Genomic DNA, 13490 nt, shown 5'->3' with positions numbered 1-13490 from the left:
GTCATGGAGATCGTCGGGCACGGGTTCCTCGCCGGCCGGCTCGCGCCCCTGGCGCCCGCGCACCCCGGGACCGTCGTTTTCGCGGCCGGGGTCTCGAGCGCCCACAGCACCTCCGAGCCGGAGTTCGCCCGTGAGGCGGACCTGCTCTACCAGGTGCTGGAGCGCTGCCGCGAGGACCACCTGCGGCTGGTGTACTTCTCCACCTGCGGAAGCGGCATGTACGGCGCCGGGGGCCAGGGCGACGAGGAGGGCCCGGTCTTTCCCAGCTCACCCTACGGACGGCACAAGCTGTCGATGGAGGGCGTGCTCCGCGCCTCCGGGGTGGAGACGCTCGTCCTCCGCCTCGCCTACACGGTGGGCTGGGGACAGCGCGCGCACCAACTGGTCCCGTCCCTGCTCGCACAGATCCGTGCGGGGGCGGTACGCGTGCACCACGGCGCCCGGCGGGACGTGATCCACGTGGCCGACGTCGTCACCGTCGTCGACGCCCTGCTCGCCAAGGGGGTGTCGCACGACGTGGTCAACGTCGCCTCCGGACACGCCGTACCGATCGAGGAGATCGTCGGCCATCTGGAGGCCCGGCTCGGCACCGTGGCGCACAAGCACGTCCAGCACGTCACGGGCGACCGTCCCGTCTCGAACGAGAAGCTGCTCGCCCTCCTGCCCGCCGAAGCCCGCCCGGGGTTCGCCCCCGGCTACTACCGGACGGTGATCGACCGGTACCTGGCGGGACGGAACGAGGCCCCCGCCTGACGGCCCGGGGTCCTGCCGGCGCGGCAGGGCCGACCCACCCGCCGGCCATGCCCCCGTCCATACGGCCGGGCCGTCACCACCGGTCCGCACCGCGGCACGGATCTCACGCCATCCACCGAAAGGCCCGATATGTCGACCGTGACCACTCCGACGCAGATCGCCGATCCGGCATCGGCGGCCCGGACCCTCCTGCGGCTGAACACCGCCTACTTCCAGTCGAAGGTGCTGCAGAGCGCCGTAGAACTCGGCCTGTTCGCCCTGCTGGCCGAAGAACCCGCCACCGCCGAGACCGTCTTCGACCGGCTGGGCGTGCGCGCCCGGCCCGGAGCCGACTTCCTGGACGCCCTGGTCGGCCTGGGCCTGCTGGAGCGCAAGGACGGCCGTTACTCCAACAAGCCGGAGGCGGCCGTGTTCCTGGTTCCGGACGCACCGGGCTATCTGGGCGGGAGCATCGCCCAGCACGCCCGGCGCCATTACCGGTCCTGGGCGTCCCTGACCGATGTGCTGAGGAACGGACCGGCCGACGACACCCCGCCTGCCACGGCCGGCGGTGACACCGGCAAGGTCCAGCTGGACTTCCACAAGGATTTCGAGAACCTGGACAACGTGCGGCGGCTGATGGGGCACATGGACGCCTTCAACACGTTCGTCGCCCACGAGCTCGGCCGGTGCGTGGACTGGTCCCGGCACCGAACGTTCCTCGACGTGGGCGGGGCGCGCGGCAACGTCGCCGCACACCTGGTCCGCACCCATGGGCATCTGCGCGGAGGCGTGTTCGACCTGCCCGCGGTCCGCCCCCTGTTCGACGAACACATGGCGGCTCTGGGTACGGCCTCGCAGGTCGGATTCACGGCGGGCGACTTCTTCGAGGACCCGCTGCCCGAGTCCGACGTGGTGATCCTCGGACATGTCCTGCACGACTGGCCCCCGGCCGCCCGCGAGCGGCTGCTCGCACGCGTCTTCGGCGCCGTGCGGCCCGGCGGGAGCGTCGTCGTCTACGACGCGATGCTCTCGGACGAGCGCGACGACGCCGTCGCGCTCCTGCAGAGCCTCAACTGCTCGATCATGCGGGACGGCGGATCCGAGTACACCGTGGCGGAGTGCCGGGGATACGCGGAGCGCGCGGGTTTCCGGTTCGAGTCGGCCGAGAGGGTGGAGAGCCTGACCGGCGACCGGGTCCTCATCGCGTCCAAGCCCTCCTGACCCTCCCAGGGAGTTTCCCATGCGTGTCCTGCTGACCACCGCGGCCTGGCCGTCGCACTACATGTTCATGGTCCCGCTCGCGTGGGCCTTCCGCGCCGCCGGGCACGAGGTGCGGGTCGCGGCCCAGCCGCACGTGGTGGAGACCGTGCTGAAATCGGGCCTGACGGCGGTACCCGTGGGTCCTGACGTCGACTTCGCCCAGCTGCACCGCAAGTTCGTCGCCGAGACCGACCCCGCCCAGTACCGGAGCCGGGACGCCATCATCACGATCTTTCACCGGGTCGCGGAGATGATGGCACCCGATCTCGTCCGGTTCGCCGAGTCGTGGAAGCCCGACCTCGTCGTCCGGGACCCGGTGGCCTTCGCGGCGTCCGTCGCCGCCGAGGTGGCCGGCGCCCCGCTGGTGCGGCACGCGTGGGGTCCCGACGTGTACGCCACCGACCCCGGGAAGTGGCTCGCCCACCACGTCCTGGAACGGCTCGGTCCCACATACGAGTTGTACGGCGTACGGCCGCCGGACTCCTTCGACCGGCTCGCCGTCGATCCGACCCCGCCGAGCCTGCACCTCGACGCCCCCGGCCCGTCGCTGCCACTGCGTTACGTGCCCTACAACGGGCCGGGCGTGGTGCCGCCCTGGGTCCTCGAAGCACCGAGCCGCCCCAGGGTCTGCGTCACGTGGGGCACCTTCACGTCCACCGCGACGGACCAGCCGGACATGTTCCTGGTCCCGACGGTGCTCGACGCGCTCGCCGGCCTGGACGTGGAGCCCGTCGTCGCGGTGACCGGGGCGGAGCGGGAGCTGCTGGGCGACGTGGGGGGCCGGGCCAGGATCGTGCAGGACCTTCCCATCCACACGGTGCTGCCCAGCTGTTCCGCCGTGATCCACCACGGCGGCGCGACGACCGTCCTGTCCGCGGCCCGCTTCGGAGTGCCCCAGCTGACCATGCCGCATCTGTTCGAGCAACGCCTCAACTCGGACCTGCTGGAGGCGACCGGTGCCTGCGTCCAGCTCACCGCGGCGCACGCCGACGCCGAGGCCGTCGGGGCCGCGGTGACGGAGCTGCTCCGCCAGGACGCGCCGTACGCGGCGGCCTCGCGCGGGCTGCGGGACGAGATCCAGGCCATGCCGTCCCCGCCCGAGACCGTCGCCCTCATCGAGGAGACGGTCCTGCGCGGTGCGCGTGTGGACACCGGAGACTGAGGAGACCCCCATGGAGTACGACGTCGTCGTGGCGGGCAGCGGGCCGGTCGGCCTGACGCTCGCCTGCGAGCTGCGGCTGGCCGGTGTCCGGGTGCTGGTGGTCGACCGGCTCGCGGAGCCGGCGGGCCACGACCGGGCCGGTGTGCTGCACACCCGCACGGTGGAATGCCTGGACATCCGCGGACTGCTGGACCGGTTCGAGGAGGGCGCGGACACGGTGTCCGGACTGCCGTTCGCCGGGATCTTCAGCAAGGGGCTCGACCACGGGACGCTCGACACCGGGCATCCGTACAGCCTCCTGGTCCCTCAGTCGCGTACCGAGGAACTGCTCACCGCCCGCGCGGCCGAGCTCGGCGTGCCGATCCGGCGCGGGCACGAGGTCGTCGCGCTGCGCCAGGACCCCGACGGGGTGAGCGTCGGCGTCCGCACCGCGGACGGCGACGAGGAGGTGCGCGCCCGCTACCTGGTGGGGTGCGACGGGGGGCGCAGCACGGTGCGCCGCCTCGCGGGCATCTCCTTCCCCGGCTTCACAGCCTCGGTGAGCGCCATGATCGGTTACGTCACGCTCCCGGAGAAGGACGTCCCCCGCCGTTGGCAACGGACCCGGACCGGCGTGGTCGTGCTCGCTTTCCCCCCGGAGGGCGGAACGGGCCGCGTGGTGGTCATCGAGTACGGCCGTGAGCATCCGTCCCCACAGGATCCGGTGACCCTGGAGGAGCTGCGGGCCGGAGTCCGCCGGGTGTACGGACGGGAACTCGGCCTCACGGAACCGGTGTCATGGATGTCCCGGTTCAGCGACGCCACCCGGCAGGCCGAGCGGTACCGCTCCGGGCGGGTCCTCCTCGCCGGGGACGCCGCCCACATCCACTTCCCGATCGGAGGACAGGGCCTCAACACCGGCGTCCACGACGCCATGAACCTCGGCTGGAAGCTCGCGGCGGAGATCAACGGATGGGCACCGGAAGGACTCCTCGACTCGTACCACGAGGAGCGCCACCGGGCCGGGGAGCGGGTGCTGCTGTACACCCGCGCCCAGCTCGCGCTGATGAACCCGGACGAGCACCATGTGACAGCCCTGCGGGCGGTCTTCGAGGAACTGCTCGGGCTCCAGGACACCAACCGGCTCCTGACCGCCGCGCTCAACGGAGTCGACGTCCGGTACGGCGGTGAGGCGGAGGGAAGCGGGACGCCTGATGGCGGAGGCGATCCGGCGCCACGGCACCCGCTGGACGGACTGTTCGCCCCGGACCTCGTCCTCGAAGGTGAGCACGGGTGCAGCCGTCTGGCGGAACTGCTGCACACGGGACGCGGAGTGCTCCTCGACCTGACCGAGGGCGGGACACCGGCCAAGGCCGCCCGCCCCTGGGAACACCGCATCGACGTGGTCCGGGCGAGATGCCCGGCGGCAGCGCCCGCCGGGGCGCTGCTCGTGCGGCCCGACGGCCATGTGGCCTGGGCGGCGGACGACGGGACCGAACGCGGGCTGCGCGAGGCGCTGGCCCGGTGGTTCGGGTCCCAGGACGGGAGGTAGGACGACGATGGAACACCGGTACCTGGGGCGCAGCGGACTGCGCATCAGCGAGATCGTCTTCGGCAATCTGCTCTATCCGCAGGACAGCACACCCGACGGGACGGTGCTCGCCTGTCTGCGCACGGCGCTGGACGAGGGCATCACGACGTTCGACACCGCGGACATCTACGGGATGGGGCGTTCGGAGGAACTCCTGGGCAGGGCCCTCTCCGGCGAGCCGCGTGACGGGGTGGTGATCTGCACCAAGGTCTTCTTCCCGGCGGGTAACGGGCCGAACGGCTCGGGACTCTCCCGAAAACACGTCCGCGAAGGTCTCGAAGCCTCGTTGCGGCGGTTGGGCACCGACTACGTCGACCTCTACACGGCCCACCGCTACGACCCCAACACCCCGCTGGAAGAGACCATGCTCGCCTTCGCGGACCTGGTGCGCGCCGGCAAGGTCCTCTACATGGGGGTCTCGGAATGGACCCCCGAGCAGATCGGCGAGGCGGCGGCGCTGGCGAAGGAGCTGGGTGTCCACCTCGTCTACAACATGCCCCAGTACTCGGCGCTCTGGCGTGAGCCCGAGGCGCGGGTGATGCCCGCCTGTGAGCGCCTCGGCATCGGGGTGGTGCCCTACTTCACCCTCGCCCAGGGGGTGCTGAGCGGAAAGTACCTGCCCGGAAGGCCGGCGCCCGAGGACTCGCGGGGCGGTGCCGAGCTCGTCGGCGGCCGTGCCAAGTTCATGCGGCGCTTCCTCGTGGACGACGTACTCGAGCGGGTCCAGCGGCTGGCGGGGCCGGCCGCGGAAGCAGGGCTGACGCTCCCGCAGCTCGCCGTGGCCTGGGTGCTGCGGCAGCGGGGCGTGGCGGGAGCCGTCATCGGCGCGTCCCGGCCGGAGCAGGTGAAGGAGAACGCCGCGGCCTCCGGGCTGGAACTCGCCCCCGGCCTGGTGGAGCGGATCGACGAGGTGCTCGGCCCGGTAGCGGAGTACGGGGCGGCCGATGCGTGAGCCGACCGATACCGGTGCCCTGGAGGACCGGCTGCGTGCCAGGCCGCCTGCCCACTATGTGACCGAGCTCTTCACCGGGCTCCACCGCTGGTCCGGCCGGATCGCGCTGCGGGCGGGGAAGCGGCAGGTGACGTTCGACGAGCTGCTGGCCCAGAGCTACCGGATCGCCCGCGCGCTGGAGCGGATGGGGCACAGCCACTACGAGGGCATCGTGTGCCTCACGGCCAACTCGCCGGAGATGGTCTCCCTGCGGCTGGCCGCCCACCTGCTGGGCAGCCGCTTCACCGCGCTCAACGTCAACGTGCCGGGAGATGTGACGGGCTGGCGCGGGATCCTCGCCGCCACACGGCCCGCGGTCTTCGTGGTGGACCGGCGGGGGGCCGAGGTGCTGGGGGAGCCGGTCCCCGGGACGCTGACGCTGGGTGTGCCGGAGGCGGGGTGCGACCTGCTGGCCCAGGCCGCCGAGGAGTCCGGGGAGCCGTTGGCGCCGCGTGCCCGCGAGGAGGACATCGCCCTGCTGGTCCATTCGCACGGTACGACGGGCCCCCGGCGGGGCGCCGTCCACCGGTTCTCCGCGATGGACGTCAACTGGCGCCGGCCGGAGGAGGGCGCACTCGGCGATTTTCCCGCCGGGATCACCACCCTGGCGATCAGCCCGCTGGCGGGGAACGCGGGGGAGGTCGCGCTCATGCTCCTCAGGCAGGGCTGCACCGCCCTGCTCATGGACGACTTCGACCCGGGCCGGGTGCTCGCCACCGTCGAGGCCGAGCGGATCACCAGCATGTACCTGCTGTCCGAACACCTGCAGCGGCTGCTCGCCCACCCGGACGTCGGCCGGACGGACCTGTCGAGCCTGCGCTATGTGCCGTACGGCAACGCGCCTGTCCCGGCCGACACCGTGCGGCGGGCGATCGAGGTCTTCGGCCCTGTCCTGACACAGAACTACCTCAGCAGCGAGATCCGGGCCATCACCCTCCTGCGGCAGGAGGACCATCTGGCCGCCTCGACGAGTCGGCCGGAGCTGCTGCGGTCCGTCGGACGGGCGCTGCCCGAGGTGGAGATACGGATCCGCGGGCCCCGGGGCGAGCCGCTTCCCCGCGGCAAGTGCGGCGAGGTCTGGCTGCGCGCTCCGCACATGATGAGCGGCTACTGGCGCGAACCGGCCGAAACGGCCCGGGTCCTGCAAGGAGGCTGGCTGCACTCCGGCGACCGGGGCCGGCTGGACGAGGAGGGCTACCTCTATCTCGCAGGCCGAGCTTGAAGGCGGCGGGCAGTCCGTCCTGCCGCCCGCCCGCCCGCCCGCGGTCGCGGCCCCCGGCCGGGTTCCGCCGGTCCTTCCGAACCACGGCGGAGGGGCGTCCCGCTCGCGCGGGACGCCCCTCCGCCCTTGTCCCTGGGTGCTCCGCGTATCAGGCGTTCTCCTTGGAGAAGGTCCGGATGCCGAGGGCGACGCAGACCACGGCGAGCACGACCGCGACGCACGTTCCCTCCAGGACCGCCCTGGTGGCGAACTGGTCGGCGAACAGGTCCCGGATGGCGTCCACGATGTAGCGCAGTGGGTTGAGGTGGGACAGGTAGTCCAGCCACTTCGGCGCCAGGTCCATCGGCAGCAGGATGCCGGCCAGCAGCATGACGGGCAGCGCGGCGGAGGTCAGCAGCGGGGCGAACTGGTCCTCCGACTTCAGCGCGACACCCAGCGACAGCGAGAGCGATGCGAGCGCGACGCCGAGCAGCACGACGAGGACGACGGCGCCCAGGATCCCCAGGAAGCCGGCACGCAGTCCGAGGAGGAAGCCCACGGAGACGATGATGAAGGACTGCGTGAGGAGGATCGCGACCTCGCGCGACACTCGCCCCATGAGGAGCGCGAAGCGGCTGACCGGGGTGACACGCATCCGCTCGATGACGCCCGAGCGCACGTCGGAGATGATGCCGAACCCGCAGAAGCCGGCGCCGAACAGCGCGAGGTACACGAGTACGCCTGGGACGAACGTCTGCCAGGTGTTGCCGCTGCCCATGCCGCCGAGCTTGGTCAGCAGCGGGCCGAAGAGCAGCAGATAGAGGACGGGCTGGACCATGCCCAGCACGATCGTGATCTTGTACCGGAAGGTGAACCGGATCTGGTTGTCGAAGACGAGTAACGTCTCACGGAGGGTCTTCACGGGTGTTTCCTTCCTCAGGCGCCGGCGGGGGCGGCCGCGGCGGAGTGCAGTTCTTCGGTCGGCTGTCCGGTGAGGGCGAGGAAGACGTCGTCGAGGCTCGGACGGTCGACCTGGATGGAGACGATGTCGACCGCGCTCGACTCCAGCGCGTGCATGATGTCGACCATGGTCCGGCTGCTGTGCTCGGTGCGGAAGCGGATGGTGTTCCCGCCGGGGATCACCGAACGGGCCGACGGCAGTCGCTCGACGACAGCGGTGGCGGCCGCGACGCCCTCCGGGGCGACCTCGACGGTCACCGCGTCGCCCGAGACCCGCCCCTTGAGCTCCTCCGGACTGTCCTCCACGAGGATGGTGCCGCGGTCCATGATGAGGATGCGGTCACACAGCGCGTCCGCCTCATCGAGGTAGTGGGTGCTGAGGAAGACGGTGGCGCCGAGCTCGTCGCGCAGTTTGCGGATGTGGTCCCAGAGGTTGTTGCGGCTGGTCGGGTCGAGTCCGGTGCTGGGTTCGTCCAGGAAGATCAGCGGGGGCTGGTGCACCAGGCCGAGCGCGATGTCGAGCCGCCGCCGCTGACCGCCGGACAGACTGCTGACGAGCCGGCCCTCCAGCCCGTCGAGACCCAGCTGGCCCGCCAGGACGGCGATGCGCGACCGTGCCTCGCTCTTGGAGAGCCCGTACAGCCGGGCCTGGAGCATGAGTTCGTTGACCACGGACTCCGCGGGATTCGCCCCGCCTCCCTGGGCGACGTAACCGATCCGCCTGCGGACGCCGACCGGGTCGCCGAGCAGGTCGTGGCCCGCGATCACTGCTGTTCCCGAGGTGGGGCGCAGCAGTGTGGTGAGCATTCGCATCGTGGTGGTCTTGCCCGCACCGTTGGGACCGAGGAAACCGACGATCTCGCCCGCGGCGACGGTGAAGTCGACACCGCGGACGGCGTTCACCTCGCCCTGCGGTGCCTGGAACGTGCGGGACAGGCCGCGTACTTCGATCATGTTCACGGTGATACCTCCGCTGTGGGTCCGGTGGTCCCGTCGGTGGGAAGCTCCTCGCCGACGAGTTGTTCGGCTGCGACCGTCTCCGCGATCGTCCGGTCGAGTTCGTCCTGCCAGAGCAGGTCCGCGTCGAGCTGCATCACCCTGCGCCGGAACATCGCGGCGTCGAGCGGCCCGATCTGGCCGGCCTCGCGCAGCGCCCGGCTCTCCGACTCGATGTCGTTGCGCATGGTCAGGACGGCTTCGCGGCGTCGCTCCAGCAGCTCGAGAAGGGTCGGCAGTTCGCTGGTGCGTGTGAAGAGGAGTGCGACGCCGAACGGGTCCGTTCCGTGGTGCACCTGGGTGACCGCCTGCTCGCGCAGCTCGCGCAGTTCGCCCTCTCCCGAGGAGGTGATCCGGTAGACGGTCCTGGCGGGGCGTCTGCCCACCTGTTCCGTGCGGACGGATTCGACCAGGCCGCCTTCGTCCATCGTGCGCAGCTCGCGGTAGAGAGCGCCGACGCTGACGCCTCCCCAACTGCTGACGCTGGTGACTTCGGCAATGCGACGGATCTCGTGGCCGTGGAGTGGTCCCACGTTCTGAAGGGTCCCGAGAGCCATTAGACGAGTTAGATTCACGAAGCTAGTATCGTGAGAGTAATATCGAGAGTCAAGCGACAGCGGGAAGTCCACGTACAGGTCCAGCAGAAGGAGCAGCGGGTGAGTCACCAGACCGAGGGCACATCGGGCGGCGAGTTCATCGAGGTCGTCGGAGCGAACACTCACAATCTGCGGAACGTCAGCGTCACCATCCCGAAGAACAGGATCGTCGCCTTCACCGGTGTCAGCGGCAGCGGGAAGACGTCCCTCGCCATCGACACGATCCACGCGGAGGCCCAACTGCGGTACCTCAACGGCATCTCGCCGTTCTTCCGGCAGTTCATCTCGCCCAAGGACCGTCCCCAGGTGGACCGGATCGCCGGGCTCGGAGTGACTCTCGCCGTGGACCAGCGGAGGCTGAACCGCAGTCCTCGCTCGACCCTGGGCAGCATCACCGGCCTGAACGACTTCCTCGGACTGCTGTTCGCGCGCATGCCCGCACTGGGTCCGGAAGCAGTGGAGTTCCCCGAGCTGCGCGGGCTCACCAGCGCCTACTTCGACCGCTACAGCATGGAGGGCCGCTGCAAGCGGTGCAGCGGCCTGGGCTACGTCGTCACCCCGGCCGAGGACCGGATCATCACCCGGCCCGATCTTCCGTTGAGGGCCGGGGCGGGGGAGTGGTTCAACCGGGCCAACTCCGGTGAGTTCCTGGCGCTGCCCGCACTCGCCGAGCGGCACGGTGCCGACCTCGACCGGCCCTGGCGCGAGCTGCCCGAGGCGTTCCGCCGCGCCGTGCTCCACGGCACGGGGGGCGAGGCGATCTCCTACAAGATCGTCAGCAGGCAGAAGAAGTCCGGCACCGAGTCCGTCATCGAACGCAGCGTTCCACTCAAGGGCGCTGTCTTCGAGGTCTCACGACTGTACGAGGCCGCGGGTTCCGACAGCAGCAAGGAGAACTACGCGCGGTTCATGCGCCGCCAGGACTGCGAGGACTGCGCGGGCAGCGGCTTCGGCGATGTCCCGCGCACCCTCAAGGTCGCCGGGCTGACCTACCCCGAGATCGTGCAGATGCCCATCGAGGACCTGCGGGACTGGGTCGCGACCATCGACGCCACCCTCACCCCCATGCAGCGCGAGGTCGCGGTCAACCTGCTGCCCGACCTCGGCCGGCGGGTGCGCCTGATGGTCGAGCTGGGACTGGGGCACCTGCGGGTCACCCGCAGCGCCCCGTCCATGTCCGGCGGTGAACTGCAACGAGCCCGCGTCACGGCCCAGCTGAACATGGACCTGACCGGCATCATCTTCGTCCTGGACGAGCCGAGCGCCGGACTGCACCCCGCAGACAAGCATCCGCTGCGCGAGATCCTGCACGCGCTGCGGGACGCGGGCAACACGGTCCTGCTCGTCGAGCACGACCCCGAACTCATCGCACTGGCCGACTGGGTGGTGGATCTGGGGCCCGGCGCCGGACGCGAGGGCGGCACCCTCGTCGCGTCCGTGCCCACGGCGGAGCTCAGCGACAACCCGCGCTCGCTCACCGGCGCCTACCTCGCCGGGCGCGGCCCCCGGGTCCGGCGGGAGCGGCGCTACGACGCCGCAGCCGCGCCCCGGCTCGGCCTGGTCGGGATCGACGTGCACAACGTCCGGCTGGACCGGGTGGACATCCCCCTCAACTCGCTGACGTGTATCACCGGGGTGAGCGGCAGCGGCAAGAGCAGCCTCCTGCACGAGGCCCTCGGTGCGAGCCTGGCCGCCACGCTGCGCGGTGAACGCCCCGAAGCCGTCAGGTCGGTCGAGGGCGCGGCAGCGGTGGGCTGGGTGACCGTGGTGAACCAGGACCCGATCGGCCGTACCCCACGCTCCAACCCCGCCACCTACACCAAGGCCTTCGACCTGATCCGCAAGCTCTACGCGGCCACCCCTCAGGCCCGAAACCTGGGCTACGGCGCCGGATCGTTCTCCTTCAACTCGCCCGGCGGTCGCTGCGAGGCCTGTCAGGGCTACGGAAGGCGCCAGGTCGACATGCACTTCATGCCCGACATGTGGGTCGAGTGCGACGTCTGCGAGGGCCGCCGGTTCACCCCCGAACTGCTCGCCGTCACCTATCGCGGCAAGTCGGTCGACGAGGTGCTGGCCATGACGGTGGACGAGGCCGCCGAGTTCTTCCCCGGCCCCGCACCACTCGCCGCCACCCTCCGCGCCACCCAGCAGGCGGGACTGGGATACCTGCAACTCGGGCAGAGCGGAACCGAGTTGTCGGGCGGTGAGGCGCAGCGCCTCAAGCTCGCCAACGCCATACTCATGGGCAGCGGCAGCCGGGGACGGGGCCTGGTGATCCTCGACGAACCGGTCACCGGGCTCCACCCGTCCGACGTGCAGCGCATGGTCGACGCCTTCGACACCCTCCTCGCGGCCGGCAACTCCGTCGTCATCGCCGAGCATGATCTGCACGTTGCCGCCTGCGCCGACTGGATCATCGACATGGGGCCGGGCGCCGGTGGCCGGGGAGGCAAGGTCGTCGGCGAGGGCCCCCCGGCGGCCGTCGCGGCCGGCCCGGGCGTCACGGCACGGTACCTGCGGCCTCTCATGGCCGACTGAGCCGTGTCTCCCGGCGGCACGGGACACGTCCCGGCACCGAAGGCGTCCGGACGGCCGAGCCGCCGACGGTGCGGTGGCAGGGCGTCAAGCGCATCTTGAGCGATCGCCGAGGCCCGGCGGGGACGATCTCGACCACAGGGATCATCCCCGCACGTCGGACAGCCGAGAACGGCACGGAACGACGGCCGTTGCCCGGCCGGCCGCTCAGGCCGAGTCCTGGACAGGAGCTGAGGAACCATATGTCTGACACGCTCGACTGCCGGATCTGCGGCGGTACGCTGCACGAGTTCTTCGACTTCGGACGACAGCCACTGGCTGACGCGTTCGTCGACCCGAACCACCCCGCCCAGGAGTACTTCCACCGGCTCGCGGTCGCCCAGTGCGGCTCCTGCACGATGGTCCAGCTCCTGGAGGACGTACCGCGCGAGCACATGTTCCGCACCGACTACCCCTACCTCTCCTCAGGGTCCTCGGCCATGCAGGACCACTTCCGTGCCACCGCCAGGCACTTCCTCGACCATGAACTGCGCGACCCGGACTCCTTCGTCGTCGAGTTCGGCAGCAACGACGGCATCATGCTCGACACCGTCGCCCGGGCCGGCCGCCGCCACCTCGGGGTCGAGCCCTGCGCGGGTGTCGCCGAGGCCGCCGCCGCCAAGGGCATCCGGGTCCATGAAGCCTTCTTCGAGGAATCCACGGCGGCGGAGATCGTCGCCACCGAGGGCCGCGCGAACGTCATCTACGCCGCCAACACCTTCTCGCACATCTCCTACGTCGACTCCGTCTTCCGCGGGGTGGACATCCTGCTCGACGAGGACGGCATCTTCGTCTTCGAGGACCCCTACATGGGTGACATCGTCGAGCGGACGTCGTTCGACCAGATCTACGACGAGCACTTCTACTTCTTCACCGTGCGGTCGGTGCAGAACATGGCGGCCTTCCACGGATTCGAGCTCGTCGACGTGGAGCACCTGCCCGTGCACGGCGGCGAGATCCGCTACACGCTCGCCCGGCCGGGCTCACGGACACCGTCTCCCGAGGTCGCCCGCTTCCTGGACCGGGAGAAGATCCTCGGACTCGCCGAACGGCCCACGCTGGAGAGCTTCGCCACCAACATAGACCTGCTGCGCGACGGGCTGCGCGCACTGCTGGTGCGCTGCCGTGACGAGGGCAGCAGCGTGGTCGGCTACGGAGCGACCGCCAAGAGCGCCACGCTCACCAACTACTGCGGTATCGGCCCCGACCTGGTGTCCTTCATCGCGGACAACACCCCGGCCAAGCAGGGCACACTCAGCCCCGGATCGCACATCCCGGTGCGCTCGCCCGAGGCGTTCGCCGATCCCTACCCCGACTACGCGCTGCTGTTCGCCTGGAACCACGCCGAGGAGATCATGCGGAAGGAAGCCGAGTTCAAGCGCCGTGGCGGCCGGTGGATCCTCTACGTACCCGAACTCCACATCGTCTGAGGAACCACATCACGG

11 protein-coding genes are annotated in these 13490 nt (G+C 70.6%); 8 read left to right on the top strand and 3 right to left on the bottom strand.

Annotated elements, in window-relative coordinates:
• Window positions 1-3 precede the first annotated feature (3 nt).
• From ACFC51_RS27810 to ACFC51_RS27785, 6 genes are all read left to right on the top strand, one after another.
• Window positions 4-753: an NAD-dependent epimerase/dehydratase family protein gene (locus ACFC51_RS27810; RefSeq protein WP_376373623.1), complete on the top strand. Its 750-nt coding sequence runs from the start codon at window positions 4-6 to the stop codon at window positions 751-753.
• A gap of 138 nt (window positions 754-891) precedes the next feature.
• Entirely contained in the window at window positions 892-1956 is a 1065-nt protein-coding gene (locus ACFC51_RS27805) for a methyltransferase (RefSeq protein WP_376531446.1), read from the top strand.
• Between the two features lie 19 nt (window positions 1957-1975).
• Window positions 1976-3157 (top strand): nucleotide disphospho-sugar-binding domain-containing protein, encoded by a 1182-nt coding sequence (locus ACFC51_RS27800; protein WP_376373617.1) that lies wholly within the window; start codon window positions 1976-1978, stop codon window positions 3155-3157.
• 10 nt (window positions 3158-3167) lie between these two features.
• Entirely contained in the window at window positions 3168-4688 is a 1521-nt protein-coding gene (locus ACFC51_RS27795) for an FAD-dependent monooxygenase (RefSeq protein WP_376373615.1), read from the top strand.
• 7 nt (window positions 4689-4695) lie between these two features.
• Complete coding sequence (locus tag ACFC51_RS27790) at window positions 4696-5679, top strand: aldo/keto reductase family protein (RefSeq protein ID WP_376373612.1); 984 nt, start codon at window positions 4696-4698, stop codon at window positions 5677-5679.
• Window positions 5672-6940, top strand: a complete 1269-nt coding sequence (locus tag ACFC51_RS27785; protein WP_376531444.1) for an AMP-binding protein — start codon at window positions 5672-5674, stop codon at window positions 6938-6940. Before ACFC51_RS27790 ends, ACFC51_RS27785 begins: the two co-directional genes overlap by 8 nt.
• 148 nt (window positions 6941-7088) lie before the next feature.
• On the opposite strand, the gene ACFC51_RS27780 is transcribed toward ACFC51_RS27785, so the two are convergent.
• Genes ACFC51_RS27780 through ACFC51_RS27770 form a run of 3 tightly spaced genes read right to left on the bottom strand, consistent with a single transcriptional unit; the run spans window position 7089 to window position 9432 of the window.
• On the bottom strand, window positions 7089-7841 hold the full coding sequence (locus ACFC51_RS27780; RefSeq protein ID WP_277330622.1) for an ABC transporter permease: 753 nt from the start codon (window positions 7839-7841) through the stop codon (window positions 7089-7091).
• A 14-nt stretch (window positions 7842-7855) separates the two neighbouring features.
• A complete protein-coding gene (locus tag ACFC51_RS27775; RefSeq protein WP_376370033.1) occupies window positions 7856-8839 on the bottom strand; it encodes an ATP-binding cassette domain-containing protein in 984 nt (327 codons plus the stop codon).
• A complete protein-coding gene (locus ACFC51_RS27770; RefSeq protein ID WP_376370031.1) occupies window positions 8836-9432 on the bottom strand; it encodes a PadR family transcriptional regulator in 597 nt (198 codons plus the stop codon). The genes ACFC51_RS27775 and ACFC51_RS27770 overlap by 4 nt, the downstream gene beginning before the upstream one ends.
• 99 nt (window positions 9433-9531) lie before the next feature.
• On the opposite strand from ACFC51_RS27770, the gene ACFC51_RS27765 reads away from it, so the two are divergent.
• Window positions 9532-12009: an excinuclease ABC subunit UvrA gene (locus ACFC51_RS27765; RefSeq protein ID WP_376531442.1), complete on the top strand. Its 2478-nt coding sequence runs from the start codon at window positions 9532-9534 to the stop codon at window positions 12007-12009.
• 239 nt (window positions 12010-12248) lie between these two features.
• Window positions 12249-13475: a methyltransferase domain-containing protein gene (locus ACFC51_RS27760; protein ID WP_376531440.1), complete on the top strand. Its 1227-nt coding sequence runs from the start codon at window positions 12249-12251 to the stop codon at window positions 13473-13475.
• Window positions 13476-13490 lie beyond the last annotated feature (15 nt).

Origin of the sequence: Streptomyces sp. NPDC055962 (assembly GCF_042270185.1) — a bacterium.
Lineage (GTDB): Bacteria > Actinomycetota > Actinomycetes > Streptomycetales > Streptomycetaceae > Streptomyces.
The sequence above is the reverse complement of the archived record's forward strand: the minus strand, read 5'-3'. Positions and strand labels throughout refer to the sequence as shown.

Bases quoted from the DNA above. Each gene is read 5' to 3' on its own strand.
- ACFC51_RS27790 (WP_376373612.1), top strand. From the start codon at position 4,696: ATGGAACACCGGTACCTGGGGCGCAGCGGACTGCGCATCAGCGAGATC.
- ACFC51_RS27760 (WP_376531440.1), top strand. From the start codon at position 12,249: ATGTCTGACACGCTCGACTGCCGGATCTGCGGCGGTACGCTGCACGAG.
- ACFC51_RS27795 (WP_376373615.1), top strand. From the start codon at position 3,168: ATGGAGTACGACGTCGTCGTGGCGGGCAGCGGGCCGGTCGGCCTGACG.
- ACFC51_RS27770 (WP_376370031.1), bottom strand. From the start codon at position 9,432: ATGGCTCTCGGGACCCTTCAGAACGTGGGACCACTCCACGGCCACGAG.
- ACFC51_RS27785 (WP_376531444.1), top strand. From the start codon at position 5,672: ATGCGTGAGCCGACCGATACCGGTGCCCTGGAGGACCGGCTGCGTGCC.
- ACFC51_RS27810 (WP_376373623.1), top strand. From the start codon at position 4: ATGGAGATCGTCGGGCACGGGTTCCTCGCCGGCCGGCTCGCGCCCCTG.
- ACFC51_RS27800 (WP_376373617.1), top strand. From the start codon at position 1,976: ATGCGTGTCCTGCTGACCACCGCGGCCTGGCCGTCGCACTACATGTTC.